We start from the raw sequence: 17,077 nt of genomic DNA, 5'->3' as shown, positions 1-17,077 counted from the left end.
GCAATCGTACCTTGTAGCAAGGCCATGGCCACCGAACAGGCAGCAAACCCATCCTCTTCCGACTCACCCGCACCCAGCCCGGACCATCCGGGCCAGGTGTGGCTGATCGGCTCCGGCCCCGGCGCGGCTGACCTCTTGACGGTGCGCGCCGCGCGCCTGCTGGCGCAGGCCGACATCGTGCTGCACGACGCCCTGGTCACCGAAGAAATCCTGGCCCTGTGTCCGCAGGCGGTACAGGTGTCGGTGGGCAAGCGCAGCGGCCAGCGCTCCACCGCCCAGCCGGTCATCAACCAGAAACTGGTGGAAGCCGCCCAGCAATACTGCCGCGTGGTGCGTCTCAAGGGTGGGGACCCCATGCTCTTCGGCCGCGCCGACGAGGAAATGCGGGCCCTGGAAGAACACCATATCCCCTACGAGATCGTCCCCGGCATCACCGCCGCCCTGGCCGCCGCCTCGGCCGCCAAGCGCCCGCTGACCCGGCGCGGCATCGCACGCAGCGTGTCGCTGTTCACCTCCAGCACGGGCGTGGACGAACCGGACGAAGTGCGCATGCCCAATGGCGATACGCTGGTGCAATACATGGGCGGGCGTGAAGCCACGGCCACCGCGCAGCGCCTGCTGGCGCTGGGTCATGCGCCCGATACCCCGGTGGTAGTGGTGGAAAACTGCAGCCGCCCCGACCAGCACATCTACCACCTGCAGCTGGCCGGCCTGGAAGCCGGGCTGCAAGCCTGTAGCGGCCCGGTGCTGGTGATGATCGGTCCGGCCCTGGCCGACCGCCAATGAGAACGCCATGCACCTCCTGCACGACACCAACGCCCCCGCCGCCGACGCCATCGATTTCGATGCTTTCCTGAAGGTCGATATCCGCATCGGCACCATCGTCTCGGCCGAGGCCTTCCCCGAAGCCCGCAAGCCGGCCTTCAAGCTGAAGATCGACTTCGGCCCCGGCATCGGCGTGCGCCAGAGCAGCGCCCAGATCACCATGCATTACACGCTGGACCAGTTGGTGGGCCGGCAGGTGGCAGCGGTGGTGAATTTCCCGCCGCGCCAGATCGGCAAGTTCATGTCCGAAGTATTGACGCTGGGCTTCCCCGATGCCCAGGGCGAGGTCGTCCTCTTCAAGCCCGACCAGGCAGTGCCGAACGGCGCGCGCCTGTTCTGATCCAGCCACCGCCAAATCAGCTGCCCCAAAAGAAGATGGCCCGTTCATTCAGGACGGGCCATCTTCTTTTGTACTGCCAGGGGCGCGAACTGCTCAGCTCTGCAAGGTCCCGATGCAATAGGCGGCAATCGCCTGCAACACGGCCTCATCCTCACCCACGGCCGGCACGGTGCGGATTTCCACCTCCGGATGCGCCTGGCGCAACTGCTCCAGCAATTGCGGCAGGTCGCGCCTTACATGGCCACCCTGCCCCAGGAATACCGGGATCACCGTGATGCGCCGGCTGCCGGCGGCCACCTGCTGCGCCACCACGCTGGGCAGGTCGGGCTGCATCAGTTCCAGGAAGGCCAGCTCCACGCCGACGGCCGGCATGGCGGCGCGGGTCAGCGCGCGCAGACGTTCGAAGGGTGCGGCCCAGGCCGGGTCGCGGGCGCCATGGGCGAAGAGGATCAGGCTTTGTTGCATAAGGACGTCGCTTCAGGTTGGGACAGGATCAGCGGAGATCGACTGAGCTCAGGTGCGTTCCACCCACCACAGGGCGCCGATCGCCAGCGCCATGAACAGCAGGCTGGGGAGCGCCGCCGTGACAAAGGCCGGCCAGGTATTGAGCAGGCCCAGGTGCGAAAAGAGGCTGTTGATCAACTGGAAGCACACCCCGATCATGATGCCGGTAAAGATCTTCAGGCTCACGCCACCGGCGCGGAAATGCAGATAAGCGAAGGGCAGCGCCAGCGCCATCATCACGAAGATGGACAGCGGGTAGACGATCTTCTTCCAGAAGGCGATTTCATAGCGGTCGGTGCGCTGGTTGTTGGCTTCCAGGTGCTTGGTGTAGGCCAGCAGGTCATAGGCCGACATGCGGTCCGGGTCGGCGAACAGTACCGACAGGATTTCCGGCGTCACCTCCGAGACCAGCTTCATCTGCGCCGTCTTCACGGTCTTGACCGGCTCGGTGATCTTGCGGTCCTGGCCGCCGGTGAAATCGGATTGCACCACCTCATTGAGCACCCACTGGTGATTGCCCTCGTACAGGCCGGACTTGGCGGTGATCATGCGGGCCATGTGGAAGTCGGTATCGAGCTCGTAGAGCTTGACGCCCTCGATGCGGCCATCCGGCTGCACGGTCTGGATGTTGATGAAGCGGCTGCCGGTCACATTGCCTTCCAGGCCCTTGTCCTTGATCACGTCCTTGGCCCACATGCCCGAGCGGAACTGCGAGGACAGCGATGCTCCCTGGGCCTGCAGCTTGAGCTTCTCGGCCCACTCGCTGGCCTTGGGGGCGATCAGTTCACCGAAGACGATGGTCAGCACGGCGAAACCGACACCGATGCGCAGCAGCACCTTGGCCGCCATGCCGGTGGACATGCTGGAGACCCGCATGATGGTGAATTCGGAGCGCGCCGCCAGTTGCGACAGGGTGTAGATGGTGCCGATCAGCACGGCCGTGGGCATCAGTTCATAGACGTTGCCGGGCAAGCCCATGAGCACGTAGAACACCGCCTCCTGCAGCTTGTAGCCATTGCGGCCGACCTGCTCCAGCTGGCCCATCATTTCGAAGAAGGCGAACAGCGCCAGGAAGGCCGCCAGGGCGAACAGCACCGAGCGCGTGATCTCGGAGGTGAAGTAACGTTGGATGACTCTCATCTCAGGCCTCGCGCTGGAACGTCATGGCGCGGCGCATACGGCTCCACAACCGGGATGGATGATAGGGATGGTTGATGTTGAGTCGCAGCACGAACATGCCCACGATCAGGGCGGCCACGATCACGTGCACCGGCCACCAGGCCATCATGAAACTGGTGCGCTGTTGCGCCACCGAGGCCTGGAACACGCTCACCGTATTGCTGTACACCACGAACAGCAGCAACGCCACCAGCAGCCCCAGCGAACGGCCGGCACGCGGGTTCACGAAGGACAGCGGAATGGCCAGCAGCATCAGGGCCAGTGCCATCAGCGGCAAGGCGATGCGCCACAGCAGTTCGCCGCGCGCATAGCCGTCGCTCTTGGCCACCAGCTCCCCCATCTGCAGCGCCCGCGCCGAACGCTCACCGGCAGCTGCCTGCGACTGGTTGCCGATCAGCAGGCCATAGCGTTCGAAGTCGACGATCTGGAAATCCGGCAGGCTGGGCGAACCGTCATAGCGGCGGCCCTTGTTCATGACCACGAACTTCTCGCCATCGGGATCGATGACGGTCTCGCCTTCCCTGGCCACCACCACGCTGTTCTTGCCGTCGGCATTGATGGTGTTGACGAAGATGTTGCGCACCTTGGAGGCGTCGCCGGAAATGCCTTCGACGAAGAAGATGCGGTTGGCCGCGGCCGATTCCTGGAACTTGCCGGGGGAGACGCGGGCGATGTCCTCGCGCTGCTCGAAGCGGCTGCGGTATTCGCTGCTCTGTTCATTGGCCCAGGGCGTGACCACGAAGGACAGCGCCGCCACCAGGGCCACGATGGGCCAGCCGAAGCGCAGTACCGGCGCGATCCAGCGCGTCAGCGACAGGCCGCAGGCGAACCAGACCACGATCTCGGAATCCTGGTAGCTGCGCGTCATCACCAGCAAGACCGAGATGAAGCCGGTCAGGATCAGGATGATGGGCATGTAATTCAAGGACTGGAAGCCGATCAGGGCGATCACGTCCTGCGAAGCCACCTGGCCGCCGGCCGCCTGGCCGAGGATCTTGATCAGCATCACGGTCAGCGTGATGGTAAACAGCGTCGTGAAGACCCCACCTGCGGTGCTGGTCAGTTCGCGACGCAGAGCGCGCTGGAAAATCATGGGAATGCTGGAATTGTCTCTGGTATCGGGGTCAATGAATCGGTGGCCTGGCCCTGCGACGCATCCGGCACTGGCCGGGCTGGCGCGAACTCACGCGCGCGTGGCGTCGAAATGGGCTCTATAATCGCCAGGTAATTCATACAAAGGACGAACGATGGACTTTAGCACAAAAACATTGGACGCAAAAACCGCCGTGACCGCCGTCAAGACCGGCGCGCTGGTCGTTGGCATCTATGAAAACCGCAAGCTGTCCAAGGCAGCCGGGGCGCTGGACAAGCTGGGTGCGATCAGCGCCGCGCTGAAGTCGGGCGACATTTCCGGCAAGCCGGGCTCGACCCTGCTGCTGCGCGGCGTCACCGGCATCGCCGCCGAACGCATCGTGCTGCTGGGCCTGGGCGCCGAGGAAGAGATCGCCGACAAGAGCTTTGCCGCTGCCAGCGCCGGCCTGGTGCGCTGCCTGGCCACCCTGGGCTGCGACGACGCCGCCCTGGCCCTGCCTTTTGATGGCATCAAGGGCCGCGACCTGGCCTGGGCCATCCGCAACGTGGTGCTGGCCGGCCGCGATGCGATCTATCGTTCCGACACCCTGAAGAGCAAGAAGGACCCCGCTCCCACCGGCGTCAGGAAGATCACCCTGCTGGTGAACGCCGCCGACGGCGTGGCCGCCAAGGCCGCCCTGGGCGAAGCCGTGGCCCTGGCCAACGGCATGGCGCTGACCAAGGAACTGGGCAACCTGCCCGGCAACGTCTGCACCCCGACCTACCTGGCCAATACCGCCAAGAAGCTGGCCAAGGAATTCAAGCTGGGCGTGGAAGTGCTGGACCGCAAGCAGCTGGAAGCCCTCAAGATGGGCAGCTTCCTGTCGGTCACCAACGGCAGCGACCAGCCGCCCAAGTTCATCGTGCTGAAGCACCTGGGCGGCAAGTCCAAGGACGCCCCGGTGGTGCTGGTGGGCAAGGGCATCACCTTCGACACCGGCGGCATCTCGCTCAAGCCGGGCCTGAACATGGACGAGATGAAGTACGACATGTGCGGCGCCGCCTCCGTGCTGGGCACCTTCCGCACCATCGCCGAACTGGGCCTGAAGCTCAATGTCATCGGCGTCATCCCGACCTGCGAAAACATGCCCTCCGGCCGCGCCACCAAGCCGGGCGACATCGTCACCTCGATGTCCGGCCAGACCATCGAAGTGCTCAACACCGACGCCGAAGGCCGCCTGATCCTGTGCGACGCCCTGACCTACGTGGAACGCTTCAAGCCGGCCGCCGTGATCGACATCGCCACCCTGACCGGCGCCTGCGTGGTCGCCCTGGGCCATCACAACACCGGCCTGTTCACCCGTGAAGACGAGGCCCACGACCAGCTGGCCAACGGCCTGCTGGCCGCCGGCCGCGACAGTGGCGACACCGCCTGGCGCATGCCGATCCAGGATGTCTACCAGGAGCAGTTGAAGTCCAACTTCGCCGATATCGCCAACATCGGCGGCCAGCCCGCCGGCAGCGTCACCGCCGCCTGCTTCCTGGAGCGCTTCACCCGCAAGTACACCTGGGCGCACCTGGACATCGCCGGCACCGCCTGGAAGAGCGGCGCCGCCAAGGGCGCCACCGGCCGCCCGGTGCCGCTGCTGACCACCTGGCTGCTCGGCCAGGCGCGCGCCCGCTCGGCACGCGGCTGAGGCACAGCGCTCAGGCAGGGCCAAGGCAGGAGCTGGCCCCAGCCCGCGCAGCAACCGCAGTACCCGCCACCGCGCAAGCGGTGGTTTTTTTTCGTCCTCGCATCGCGAATTGCCACCCAGCAAGATCCAGATAGGTGCCCGACCGCCAGCAAGCAAAGCGCTTCCCGTCTAGACTGTTGATCCATTTCCGGAACGCTGCCGATCCGCCGTGGTCGGTAACAGGGTCGACCACTGTCGCCCCCTTCAATGCCAACAAGAAAGGAACAGCATGACCAACGCCAATACCAGTGCCAATGCCAACGTCCACGCCAGCAGTGACCTCTTCAAGCCCATGCAGCTGGGCGCGGTGCAACTACAGAACCGCATCGTCATGGCCCCGCTCACACGCAGCCGCGCCCAAGCTGGCGATGTCCCCACGCCACTGGCGGCCGAATACTACGCCCAGCGCGCCAGCGCCGGCCTGATCATCGCCGAGGCCACACAGATCTCGCCGCAGGGCAAGGGCTACGCCTGGACCCCTGGCATCTACGACCAGGCCCAGGTAGCCGGCTGGAAGAAGATCACCGATGCCGTGCACGCCAAGGGCGGCCGCATCTTCCTGCAGCTGTGGCACGTGGGTCGCATCTCCCACCCCGACCTGCAACCAGGCCATGCCCTGCCGGTAGCCCCCTCGGCCGTCAAGCCCGAAGGCAATGCCTTCACCGAAACCGGCTTCAAGCCCTTCGTCGAACCGCGCGCGCTGGAGCTCTCCGAACTGCCCGCCCTCGTCGAGCAATACAAGACCGCCGCCCAGCTCGCCATCCAGGCCGGCTTCGACGGCGTGGAAATCCACGCGGCCAACGGCTACCTGCTGGACCAGTTCCTGCGCGACAAGACCAACCAGCGCACCGACGCCTATGGCGGCAGCATCGAAAACCGCGCCCGCCTGCTGCTGGAAGTGGTGGCCGCCGTCACCTCGGTGGTGCCCAGCGAACGCGTGGGCATCCGCCTGTCCCCGATCAGCCCGGCCAACGACATTGCCGACAGCGATCCCAAGGCCCTCTTCAGCTACGTGGTGCAGCAGCTGAACCGCTACAAGCTGGTCTACCTGCACGTGGTGGAGGGCGCGACCGGCGGCCCGCGCGAAGTGGCCGGCGGCTTCGACCTGCAGGTACTGCGTGACCTCTTCCAGGGCATCTACATCGCCAACAACGGCTATGACCTGGAAATGGCCGCCAAGGCACGCCAGGGCAACCGGGCCGACCTGGTGGCCTTCGGCCGCCCCTTCATCGCCAACCCCGACCTGGTGGAACGCTTCAAGGCCGGTGCCGCACTGGCCGACTTCAACCAGGCCACGCTGTACGGTGGCGGCGCCGAAGGCTATACGGACTACCCGACCTTGCAAGCGTCCTGAGGCTTCGTCGCCGACGAAGGCTGATCAAGGCTGAAGAAGGCTGACAAAGGCTGAAGAAGGCTCAACACGCGCCGACAATGGCCTGCCGCAATGGCAGGCCATTGTTCGTCGTTGTTCATCGTTGTTCATTGCCACGTTGCCCCGGCTGTGGCTGAGCGGCCGCATCCGGCCAGCGCCACGGCATACAAGCCGGCGCAGCGCCCTGGCGACCGCTACAATGCGATCTGCCCCACCACCACTGCCCATCATGAAAACAATATTCGCCACCCTGACCCTGGCCTGCTGCGCCCTGCCCGCCCTGGCCCAGCAAGCCGATGCCGGCAACGGCAACGCCGATCCACTGCAACTGCACGACCGCATCACCGGTGACCTCGGTGCCGGCGGCTACCGGCTCGAACGCAACGGCCTCGACCGCAGTGCCCGCAACACGGTCCTGCCCTACGCCTACTTCGACTATGGGCGCTTCTTCGCCCGGCTCGATACCTTCGGCATCAAGACCGCGCGCATGGGCTACGGCTACCTGGAACTGGCCGGACGCGTCGACCTGCAAGGCTTCGATGCCGACCGCGGCCTGCAACGTCGTTCCGATCCCATCCCGCTGGGCCTGGGCACCTACCAGGAAACCCCGTTCGGGGCCTTCTTCCTCAACGTCTTCCGTGACTTCAACAAGTCCCATGGCACCCTGGCAGAAGCCATCTATGCCGCCCAGTTCGATATCGGACCGGTGAGCATCTACCCGCAGCTCGGCGTCGAATATCGTAGCGCCAGCTACAACGATTACTTCTTCGGCGTCTCCGCCAGCGAATCTGCCGCCAGCGGCGTACGTCAGTACCGCGCCGGCGCCTCCACCAGTCCCACCCTGGGACTGGCAGCCGATGTACCGCTCACCGGCGACTGGCACCTGAACCTGCACTGGCGTCGCAAGTGGCTCGACAACAGCGTCAGCGACAGCCCGCTGGTACGCCGCCACACCGACGACACTGCCATCGTGGCGGTGAGCTACCGCTTCAAGTAATTCAAGTAATCCCTCCTCCTCTGGCTCTGCAGGATCGCGACGACCACTGCAGAGCTTGCCTCAACGGATGAGCTTCATCGAGCTCATCCGCATCGACAAGTCAGATTTCCTGACGCATTTCCACCATCAATTTCCAGCCCGCGGGAATGCCTGAGCGCTCGGAAAAAACTTAGTTTCCGCAACCAAACAAATCCGTACGGAAATTTAAGCTCATCGTCGGAAACCCTTTACCAGTGCGACTTCCAGGAATCCTACAGCGCAACACCTGTTACCGGTAAAACGTAATAATCAGTTGTAAAAGTTAGTATTTTTCTATTATTCTCTGCACGTCCCGTCGAACAAAAATCACAAACAGGGACGCCTCGCGTCGACCTCGCCAACATCAACAACAAAACCCGTCGACGTAAAAATCCCCCTTGCAGTGCTTTCAAAATCAACCAATCAATCGAACCCGAAAGAGGTATCCCAATGAAAAAGCTGTTGAGCAGTTTCCTGATCGCGTCCGCCTTCGTCGCCATGGCATCCTCGGCCAGCGCCGCCGATCTGGAACGCACGCGCGAACTGGTCTGGACCGACGCCACGTCGACCTTCGGCGCCCGCTATGGCGATGGCACCACCGGCCAGACCTTCCTGGAAAACTTCACCTTCAACGTCGGCGGTGCCGGTGCTTCGGTGTCGTCGGCCCTGGTCTCGATCGCGCTCGATGGTCTCTCCCGCGTGGGCATCAGCAGCTTCACGCTCAGCGGCAATGGCCAGACCTACACCGGCACCCAGCTCTCCAGCGGTGACCTGCAGACCTTCAGCCTGCGCACCAACGGCCTGACCAGCGGCCTGTACACCCTGTCGGTGGCCGGCACCGTGCTGGGTTCGGCTGGCGGCAGCTTCGCCGGCAACATCAGCGTGGCACCGGTGCCGGAAGCCTCCACCACCGCCATGATGATCGGCGGCCTGGGTCTGGTCGGCTTCGCCGCCTATCGTCGCCGCCGCAAAGCCGGTGATGACGGCGCGCAGATGACCAGCGCACAGATGATGCCGGCTTGATCGTCGCCGCACTCTGATCGTTGACAAGCGCGAGGGGAACGGCCGCGAGGTCGTTCCCCTTGTCATATCTATCGTCGGTGGGACGCTATGCCACTTGTCTGCTGGTACATCTACCAAGCACGGAATATTAAATAAATCTATCGAAATCACATAAATCGATAGCATTAATCCCAGATGCCTGCGAAACTTTTCTCGTACGGCCACACCTAAGCTTCGTAACGCTTGACGTATAACGTCCAACGCTATACGGTGTCTTCATGATACTTAGCTTCCGATGCCAAGACACCGAGGCGCTGTTTCAAGGGCGCGCCGTCGCAAGGTTTTCAAACTTCCGTAAAGTCGCAGAACGCAAGCTCCAGATGCTTGATTCCGCCGCGACGCTGGACTACCTGCGCTCGCCCCCGGGAAACCGCCTGGAAGCGCTCTCCGGCAACCGCGCCGGCCAGCACAGTATCCGAATCAACAGCCAATACCGCATTTGCTTCGTCTGGCACGACCAAGGGGCTGTCGGCGCTGCAAACGTGGAGATTGTTGATTACCACTGAGAGGGAAACATCATGAATGCACCAGCCAACGGAATGCGCCCCATCCATCCGGGCGAAATACTGCGGGAAGAATATTTAGCTGAACTGAACATGAGCGGCAACGCGCTGGCCAAGGCACTGCGCGTTGACGCGCCTCGCATTTCGGCGATCCTGCGGGAAGAACGCGCTGTGACTATTGATACGGCATTGCGACTGGCCCGTTTTTTTGGCGGCGACGCCCAGTCCTGGCTCAATCTGCAATTGGCTTACGATCTCAAGATGGCTGAAATCGAGCTTGCGGGACGTATCGCCGAAGAGGTGCAGCCATTGGCTCGCGCCGCGTGAGGGACGCCCCGATATCGCTCCACCCGCAGAACAGGGCCAGCTGCTGATGCTATAGTGGCGCCCCAGCAATACTTTGCGCGCACGTCCAAGCCTTCCAGGGTGAGTAGCCAGGTGGGTAGCCAGGCAGATCTTCCAGCTACCCATACCGCGCAAAGCCGCGCCACAAAAGGAATTTGCAACCACCATGAAAATCGCCACCTGGAACGTCAACTCCCTCAAGGTCCGCCTGCCGCAGGTCCTGAAATGGCTGGAAGAAAATCCGGTCGACGTGCTCTGCCTGCAGGAAACCAAGCTCACCGACGACAAGTTTCCCGCCGCCGAGATCGCTGCCGCCGGTTATCTGGTCGAATTCTCGGGCCAGAAGACCTATAACGGCGTGGCCATCCTGTCGCGCCATCCGATGAGTGACGTGGTCAAGAACAACCCGCTGTTCCCCGATGAGCAGCAGCGCATCATCGCCGCCACCATCGAAGGTGTGCGCTATGTCTGCGCCTATATTCCCAACGGGCAGTCGCTGGAGTCCGAAAAGTATCCCTACAAGCTGAACTGGCTGGCGGCGCTGCACGAATGGCTGGCACAGGAGAAGGTGAAGAACCCGCGACTGGCGCTGCTGGGCGACTACAACATCGCACCCGAAGACCGCGATGTGCACGATCCGGTGGCCTGGCAAGGTCAGGTGCTGGTGTCGGAGCCGGAGCGCGAGGCCTTCCGCAAGCTGCAGGCGCTGGGCCTGACCGACTCCTACCGGTTGTTCGAACAGCCGGAGAAGATGTATAGCTGGTGGGATTACCGGCAGATGGGTTTCCGCCTCAATCGGGGCCTGCGGATCGACCACATCCTGCTGTCCGAAGAACTGCTGCCGCGTTGTACCGCCTGCGTCATCGACAAGGTGCCGCGCAAGTGGGAGCAGCCTTCCGACCACGCGCCGGTGATTGCAACGCTGGCCGACTGACGCCGCCCAGGGGCAAGCCGGTATCGACGGACGCCACCTCAGGGTGGCGTTTGTTCTTTCTTGTTGCGCATGTTCTTTTCGAACTGCACATCGAGCTTGCTGACACGCTTGGCCTTCTGCGGTCCCTGGGCGTTGACGAAGCTGACGAAGTCGTCCAGTTCCATTGCTTCATTGAGCTTTTCCAGCGGCTGGCCGGCCACGCGGCGGGTCAGGATGAAACGCTCATCGGAGGTGCGCAGCATGGAATACTCGCGCGATTCGGTGCGGGTGTTCAGACGCTCGATGGCGCTGGCGGCGCGGGTCGATCTCATCATTGGGCCTCTTGCAATTTGAGCTGCCAGTAACCGACGTCGATCCAGCGTCCCATCTTGTAGCCGACCTCGCTGAAGACGCCGCATTTCACGAAGCCCAGGCTCTCGTGCAGGGCCACGCTGGCCGCATTGGGCTGGGCGATGCCACCGATGACCAGATGCACGCCCAGGGGTTTCAGCTGCGCGAACAGCTCACCGTACAGCAGCTTGCCGATGCCGCGTCCGCCGGCGTCGTGACGCAGGTAGACCGAGCTTTCCACAGAGCGCTGGTAGGCCGCGCGCGGCTTCCATTTGCTGGCGTAGGCATAGCCCAGCACCTCGCCCTCCTGTTCGAACACCAGCCAGGGGAACTGCGCCTGCACATCCGCAATGCGGGCGGCCATGCCCTCGACAGTCACCGCTTCGGTCTCGAAACTGATGACGGTGGTGTCGACGTAGTGGTTGTAGATGCCACAGATGGCAGCGGCGTCGGCGGCAGTGGCCGGGCGGATTGAGGGATGCATGACCGGAAGCTTTGAAGAGGGACGATGGGATGAAGTTGCCAGTGTAACCAAATTACGGCATCAGCGGCGGCCAGGTCCGGTGTAGGCCGCCGCCTGCTGGCAGGGATCAGTCGCGCAGCGCCAGTCGCACCTGCTCCAGCGCTGCCGGGTCCTCGATGGTGGGCAGGTCGCCCGGATCACGACCTTCGCAGATCGACTGGATGGCTCGCCGCAACAGCTTGCCGGAGCGCGTCTTGGGCAGGCCGGTGACGAAGAACACCCGTGCCGGGCGGCCGACCGCGCCGATCTGCTTGTCGACCACACCCATGATCTCGGCTTCCAGCGCCTTCCTCTGCTCCGTGGTGGCAATCGCGTCGGCCTGTTTGGCGATGGCGAAGGCAATCGCCACCTGCCCCTTCAACTTGTCTTCCACGCCGACCACGGCCACTTCGGAGACGTTGGGATGGCTGGAGATGCTCTCCTCGATCTCGCGGGTCCCCAGGCGGTGGCCGGCGACGTTGATGACGTCGTCGGTGCGACCGAGGATGAAGTAGTAGCCATCCTGGTCCTGGATGCCCCAGTCGAAGGTGGAATAGACCTCCCGCGGCAGGCTGCGCCAGTAGGTGTTGACGAAGCGCGCATCGTCGCCGTACACGGTCTGCATGCAGCCCGGCGGCAGCGGGCCTTCGATGGCGACCACGCCCTTCTGGCCGGCCGCACAGGGCTCGCCACTGGCCTCGTCGAGGATGGCCAGGCGGTAGCCCGGCATGGGCACGCCGGGACTGCCAAGGCGGGTCGGCTTGTCGCTGATGCCCTTGGCGATCGAGATGATGGGCCAGCCCGATTCGGTCTGCCAGTAGTTGTCGATCACCGGTACCTTCAGCGCTGCCGAGATCCAGTTGGAGGTGGTCTCGTCCAGCGGTTCACCGGCCAGGTAGAGCGCCTTGAGCGAAGAGGTGTCGTAGCGCTCCATGCATTCGGCCGGCTGTTTCTTGAGCACGCGGATGGCCGTCGGTGCGGAGAACATGCGCGTCACCTGGTACTTCTCGACGATGCTCCACCAGATGCCGGCGTCAGGCCGGATCGGCAGGCCTTCGTAGAGCACGGTGGCCATGCCGGCGATCAGCGGGCCATAGACGATGTAGGAGTGACCCACCACCCAGCCGATGTCGGAGGTGCAGAAATAGGTCTCGCCCGGCTTGCCGCAGAAGATGTGCTGCATGGACGACGCCAGCGCCACCGCATAGCCGCCCACGTCGCGCTGCACGCCCTTGGGCTTGCCGGTAGTGCCGGAGGTGTAGAGCACGTAGCTGGTTTCATTGGACTCCAGCCAGGTCACCGGCACCGGCCGGTCCAGGTGCTGTGCGCGCAGGGCGGCGTAGTCGACGTCGCGTTCCGGCGTGCGCGCCATCGGCGCCAGGCCGCGATCGACCAGCAGCACACGCTGCGGCTTGTGCTGCGCCAACTGGATAGCATCGTCCAGCAGGCCCTTGTAGGGAATCACCTTGCCACCGCGCGAGCCGGCATCGGCCGAGACGATCAGGCGCGGCTGCGCGTCATCGATACGCGAGGCCAGGCTGTTGGACGCAAAGCCGCCGAACACCACCGAATGCACCGCCCCGATGCGGGCGCAGGCCAGCATGGCGAACACCGCCTCGGCGATCATGGGCATGTAGATCAGCACCCGGTCGCCGCGCTGCACACCCAGGGCCAGCATGGTGGCGGCCATGGCCTGGACTTCGCGATGCAGTTCGGCGAAGTCGTAGACGCGTTCGCTGTTGGTCTCGGTGGAGATGGCGATCAGCGCTGCCTGCGAGGCGCGTTCGGCCAGGTGACGATCGACGGCGTTGTAGCAGAGATTGGTCTTGCCGCCGATGAACCAGCGCGCAAAGGGCGCGCGCGAATAATCCAGGGTGCGGGTGAAGGGTTCTTCCCAGTGGATGCGCTGTGCTTCTTCGGCCCAATAGGTGTCGGGATGCTCGATGGAGCGGCGATAGAAATCCTCGTATTGCATGACGTCTCCTCATGTCTTTCGTATTGGAAAACTGTGTTCGCCCTGGACATGCGTGGTCTGCGGGTCGATCGTCGACGGCTTGATACCGGGTGCCGGCTTGCAGCACCCCCTGTCCGGCCTTCATGCGACGTTTGATCCAGTCTTGCACCTGAAGCTTACGGGTGGCTGAATTCGCCCAGCCGGCGCCGCTTTGCGGCTGATGCGGATCAAGCGCGACGACGAAAAAAACGGATGCGATGTCACCGGTGCGAGACCGGCGACATGCCAGAAGAAGAGGAAACGAAGGAGGAGGGAGAAACGCGCCGCGGTCAGCTCATCGCCACGGCACGCTGCACAGAGGATGCAATCAGCGCGTGCGGCAATCGTTGGCGAGCTGCTGCCCGATCTTGGAATTGAGCAGCATGGACTTCGACGGAATCTGGATCCACACCAGGCCTTCGCCCTTGTTCTCCAGTCGCACTGCACCGGTCGAGGTGCTGACCGGGTTCATCATGTAGCTGCTGCCCTTCCACACCAGCGTGACGCCGTCGGTCACCCGGCCATCCATACGGATCTCGACCTTGTTGCCCATCTCGCAGCTGAAGGCGCCGGTCTTGAGCTGGGTCGCCCAGCTGGGCTGGGTGGCCGCCGGGGCCTGCAGCAGTTGTGGCAAGACCGGCTTGGTGTCGCTCACCGGTACCGGGGTGTTGGAAGAACAGGCGGCCAGCACGGAACTGGCGGCCGCGCACAGGCAGACCTGCTTGAAAAAACGACGGGAAGCGATGGCAGCAATCATCGGATGATCCATGGAGAGTCGGGGGCGGAGATGGGCCGGAAGCGGGCCAAAAAACGGCCCGACCGCATCTTAGCAAGTAATTACACCGGACTCGACCACATGTAACGCTTGTTACAAATCCGGAAGGCGACGGCCGCTCCTGCGGGCCGTCGCTTCCATCGCTGCACTGCTTCATCACTATTGCACTGCGGCGCTACTGCTCCCCTTGCTCCCTTCCCTACCCTGCTACCCGCTCGCCTTACTTGCGCTTGGCGATGGGCACGAACTTCAGATCTTCCGGGCCGACATAGTTGGCCGACGGGCGGATGATCTTGTTGTCGATGCGCTGCTCGATGATGTGCGCCGCCCAGCCCGAGGTGCGGGCAATGACGAACAGCGGCGTGAACATCGCGGTGGGTACGCCCATCATGTGGTACGACACGGCCGAGAACCAGTCCAGGTTGGGGAACATCTTCTTGATGTCCCACATGACCGTTTCCAGGCGTTCGGCGATGTCGAACATCTTGGTCGAGCCGGCTTCCTTGGAGAGCTTGCGCGCCACTTCCTTGATGACCTTGTTGCGCGGGTCGGAGATGGTGTAGACCGGGTGACCGAAACCGATCACCACTTCCTTGTCCTCGACGCGGCGACGGATGTCGGCTTCGGCTTCGTCCGGGTTGTCGTAGCGCTTCTGGATCTCGAAGGCCACCTCGTTGGCGCCACCGTGCTTGGGGCCGCGCAGCGCGCCGATGGCGCCGGTGATGGCCGAGTGCATGTCCGAGCCGGTGCCGGCGATGACGCGACCGGTGAAGGTGGAGGCGTTGAACTCGTGCTCCGCGTACAGGATCAGCGAGGTGTGCATGGCCTTTTCCCAGGACTCGGAGGGCTTCTCGCCGTGCAGCAGGTGCAGGAAGTGGGCGCCGATGGAATCATCATCGGTTTCCACTTCGATGCGGTTGCCGTTGTGGCTGTAGTGGTACCAGTACAGCAGCATGGAACCGAGCGAGGCCATCAGGCGGTCGGCGATATCACGCGCGCCGGGGGTGTTGTGGTCATCCTTCTCCGGCAGCACGCAACCCAGGGCCGAGACGCCGGTACGCATCACATCCATCGGATGCGAAGCCGCAGGCAGCCACTCCAGCGCCGCCTTGACGTTGGCCGGCAGGCCGCGCAGGGCCTTGAGCTTGGCCTTGTAGGCCCGCAGTTCGGCGGCGGTGGGCAGCTTGCCATGCACCAGCAGGTGGGCGATCTCTTCGAACTCGCAGCTGTCGGCCACGTCCAGGATGTCGTAGCCGCGATAGTGCAGGTCATTGCCGGTCTTGCCGACGGTACACAGGGCGGTGTTGCCGGCGGTGACGCCGGAGAGGGCAACGGACTTCTTGGGCTTGAAACCTGCGGCTTGTTGTTCGCTCATCGTGTTCTCCTCGTAGCGTGTTCGGTGAAAACTGAATTATCGGAAGGGATTACTTGTTCTTCTGCTGGGCAAACAGCGCATCCAGGCGCTGCTCGTAGCTGTGGTAGTCGATGCGGTCGTACAGTTCCATGCGGGTCTGCATGGTATCGACCACGTTCTTCTGGGTGCCGTCGCGGCGGATCGCCTGATAGACGTTTTCGGCCGCCTTGTTCATGGCGCGGAAGGCCGACAGCGGATAGAGCACCAGGCCGACGTCGGCGCCCTTGAGTTCGTCCACGGTGAACAGCGGGGTCGAGCCGAACTCGGTGATGTTGGCCAGGATCGGCACCTTCACCGCATTGGCGAACTGCTTGTACATGCCCAGGTCGGTGATGGCTTCCGGGAAGATCATGTCGGCACCGGCTTCGACGCAGGCCACGGCGCGCTCCACGGCAGCCTCCAGGCCTTCCACGGCCAGTGCATCGGTGCGCGCCATGATGACGAAATTCTCATCGGTACGGGCATCCACGGCGGCCTTGATGCGGTCCACCATTTCCTGCTTGCTGACGATTTCCTTGCCGGGACGGTGACCGCAGCGCTTGGCGCCGACCTGATCTTCGATGTGCATGGCGGCGGCGCCGAACTTGATCATCGACTTCACGGTGCGGGCCACGTTGAAGGCCGAGGCGCCGAAGCCGGTATCGACATCCACCAGCAGCGGCAGATCGCACACGTCGGTGATGCGGCGCACGTCGGTGAGCACGTCGTCCAGGTTGGAAATGCCGAGGTCGGGCAAGCCCAGGGAACCGGCCGCGACCCCGCCGCCGGACAGGTAGATCGCACGGAAGCCGGCGCGCTTGGCCAGCAGGGCGTGATTGGCGTTGATCGCGCCGATGACTTGCAAGGGGGATTCTTCCTGGACGGCCTGGCGGAACGCTGCGCCTGCGGAGTGGAGAGCCATGATGGACACCTTCTGTAAGGGTTGCTGGAGGTAGCGGACTATGGAGGGCCTTATTGCAACGGCCGTGCCATCGCACTGCAGCATCCTGCGAAACCTGGCGGACCTCTTTTGGGCCGATATGAAACTTCCTTCCAGATCAATGACTTGCGGACGAAACCTGGCTCCCCTGCCACGCCAGCAGGCAGACCCGACGGGCGCTCCGGAGGCATGCCACCCTGTTTCATCAGTGTTACACTAACGTTTCACTGAAACATGGTGAACGTTTCTTCCTGGCTG

At 63.5% G+C, this 17,077-nt stretch carries 18 protein-coding genes; 9 read left to right on the top strand and 9 right to left on the bottom strand.

Annotated elements, in window-relative coordinates; genetic code table 11:
* The first annotated feature begins 24 nt into the window (after window positions 1–24).
* On the top strand, window positions 25–786 hold the full coding sequence (gene cobA / locus HBH1_RS21555) for a uroporphyrinogen-III C-methyltransferase (protein ID WP_102664306.1): 762 nt from the start codon (window positions 25–27) through the stop codon (window positions 784–786).
* Between the two features lie 7 nt (window positions 787–793).
* A complete protein-coding gene (locus HBH1_RS21550) occupies window positions 794–1,165 on the top strand; it encodes a tRNA-binding protein (RefSeq protein ID WP_102664305.1) in 372 nt (123 codons plus the stop codon).
* Between the two features lie 93 nt (window positions 1,166–1,258).
* Here HBH1_RS21550 and HBH1_RS21545 read toward each other — a convergent pair whose 3' ends face one another.
* From HBH1_RS21545 to lptF, 3 genes are read right to left on the bottom strand one after another with little or no spacing between them, the layout of a single operon-like run.
* Window positions 1,259–1,630, bottom strand: a complete 372-nt coding sequence (locus HBH1_RS21545) for a sirohydrochlorin chelatase (RefSeq protein WP_102664304.1) — start codon at window positions 1,628–1,630, stop codon at window positions 1,259–1,261.
* A 48-nt stretch (window positions 1,631–1,678) separates the two neighbouring features.
* Window positions 1,679–2,809, bottom strand: coding sequence for an LPS export ABC transporter permease LptG (gene lptG, locus HBH1_RS21540; RefSeq protein ID WP_102664303.1), 1,131 nt, complete (start codon window positions 2,807–2,809; stop codon window positions 1,679–1,681).
* 1 nt (window position 2,810) lies between these two features.
* Complete coding sequence (gene lptF / locus HBH1_RS21535; RefSeq protein ID WP_102664302.1) at window positions 2,811–3,941, bottom strand: LPS export ABC transporter permease LptF; 1,131 nt, start codon at window positions 3,939–3,941, stop codon at window positions 2,811–2,813.
* Between the two features lie 154 nt (window positions 3,942–4,095).
* Between lptF and HBH1_RS21530 the strand changes: the two genes are divergently transcribed.
* The 7 genes from HBH1_RS21530 (at window position 4,096) to xth (ending at window position 10,886) form a co-directional block, all read left to right on the top strand.
* Window positions 4,096–5,616 carry a leucyl aminopeptidase gene (locus HBH1_RS21530; RefSeq protein ID WP_102664301.1) on the top strand — a complete coding sequence of 507 codons (1,521 nt, stop codon included), beginning with the start codon at window positions 4,096–4,098 and terminating at the stop codon, window positions 5,614–5,616.
* Between the two features lie 268 nt (window positions 5,617–5,884).
* Window positions 5,885–7,009, top strand: coding sequence for an alkene reductase (locus tag HBH1_RS21525; RefSeq protein WP_102664300.1), 1,125 nt, complete (start codon window positions 5,885–5,887; stop codon window positions 7,007–7,009).
* Window positions 7,010–7,256: 247 nt separating this feature from the next.
* A complete protein-coding gene (locus HBH1_RS21520) occupies window positions 7,257–8,024 on the top strand; it encodes a MipA/OmpV family protein (RefSeq protein WP_102664299.1) in 768 nt (255 codons plus the stop codon).
* A 468-nt stretch (window positions 8,025–8,492) separates the two neighbouring features.
* Window positions 8,493–9,065: an FxDxF family PEP-CTERM protein gene (locus HBH1_RS21515; protein WP_102664298.1), complete on the top strand. Its 573-nt coding sequence runs from the start codon at window positions 8,493–8,495 to the stop codon at window positions 9,063–9,065.
* Between the two features lie 257 nt (window positions 9,066–9,322).
* Window positions 9,323–9,610 (top strand): type II toxin-antitoxin system RelE/ParE family toxin, encoded by a 288-nt coding sequence (locus tag HBH1_RS21510; protein WP_102664297.1) that lies wholly within the window; start codon window positions 9,323–9,325, stop codon window positions 9,608–9,610.
* A 12-nt stretch (window positions 9,611–9,622) separates the two neighbouring features.
* Window positions 9,623–9,934, top strand: a complete 312-nt coding sequence (locus tag HBH1_RS21505) for a HigA family addiction module antitoxin (RefSeq protein ID WP_102664296.1) — start codon at window positions 9,623–9,625, stop codon at window positions 9,932–9,934.
* A gap of 184 nt (window positions 9,935–10,118) precedes the next feature.
* Complete coding sequence (xth, locus tag HBH1_RS21500; protein WP_102664295.1) at window positions 10,119–10,886, top strand: exodeoxyribonuclease III; 768 nt, start codon at window positions 10,119–10,121, stop codon at window positions 10,884–10,886.
* 38 nt (window positions 10,887–10,924) lie between these two features.
* On the opposite strand, the gene HBH1_RS21495 is transcribed toward xth, so the two are convergent.
* The 6 genes from HBH1_RS21495 to prpB form a co-directional block, all read right to left on the bottom strand.
* Window positions 10,925–11,197: a hypothetical protein gene (locus tag HBH1_RS21495; protein WP_102664331.1), complete on the bottom strand. Its 273-nt coding sequence runs from the start codon at window positions 11,195–11,197 to the stop codon at window positions 10,925–10,927.
* On the bottom strand, window positions 11,197–11,700 hold the full coding sequence (locus tag HBH1_RS21490; protein ID WP_006712791.1) for an arsinothricin resistance N-acetyltransferase ArsN1 family B: 504 nt from the start codon (window positions 11,698–11,700) through the stop codon (window positions 11,197–11,199). The genes HBH1_RS21495 and HBH1_RS21490 overlap by 1 nt, the downstream gene beginning before the upstream one ends.
* Window positions 11,701–11,806: 106 nt before the next feature.
* On the bottom strand, window positions 11,807–13,693 hold the full coding sequence (locus tag HBH1_RS21485) for a propionate--CoA ligase (RefSeq protein WP_102664294.1): 1,887 nt from the start codon (window positions 13,691–13,693) through the stop codon (window positions 11,807–11,809).
* Window positions 13,694–14,039: 346 nt separating this feature from the next.
* Window positions 14,040–14,468, bottom strand: a complete 429-nt coding sequence (locus tag HBH1_RS21480; RefSeq protein ID WP_006712794.1) for a hypothetical protein — start codon at window positions 14,466–14,468, stop codon at window positions 14,040–14,042.
* 238 nt (window positions 14,469–14,706) lie between these two features.
* A complete protein-coding gene (gene prpC, locus HBH1_RS21475; RefSeq protein ID WP_102664293.1) occupies window positions 14,707–15,861 on the bottom strand; it encodes a bifunctional 2-methylcitrate synthase/citrate synthase in 1,155 nt (384 codons plus the stop codon).
* A 49-nt stretch (window positions 15,862–15,910) separates the two neighbouring features.
* A complete protein-coding gene (prpB, locus tag HBH1_RS21470) occupies window positions 15,911–16,801 on the bottom strand; it encodes a methylisocitrate lyase (protein ID WP_006712799.1) in 891 nt (296 codons plus the stop codon).
* Window positions 16,802–17,077 lie beyond the last annotated feature (276 nt).

Source organism: Herbaspirillum sp. BH-1 (assembly GCF_002870055.1).
GTDB lineage: Bacteria > Pseudomonadota > Gammaproteobacteria > Burkholderiales > Burkholderiaceae_D > Herbaspirillum > Herbaspirillum frisingense.
This window is presented reverse-complemented; position numbering and strand designations above follow the sequence as displayed.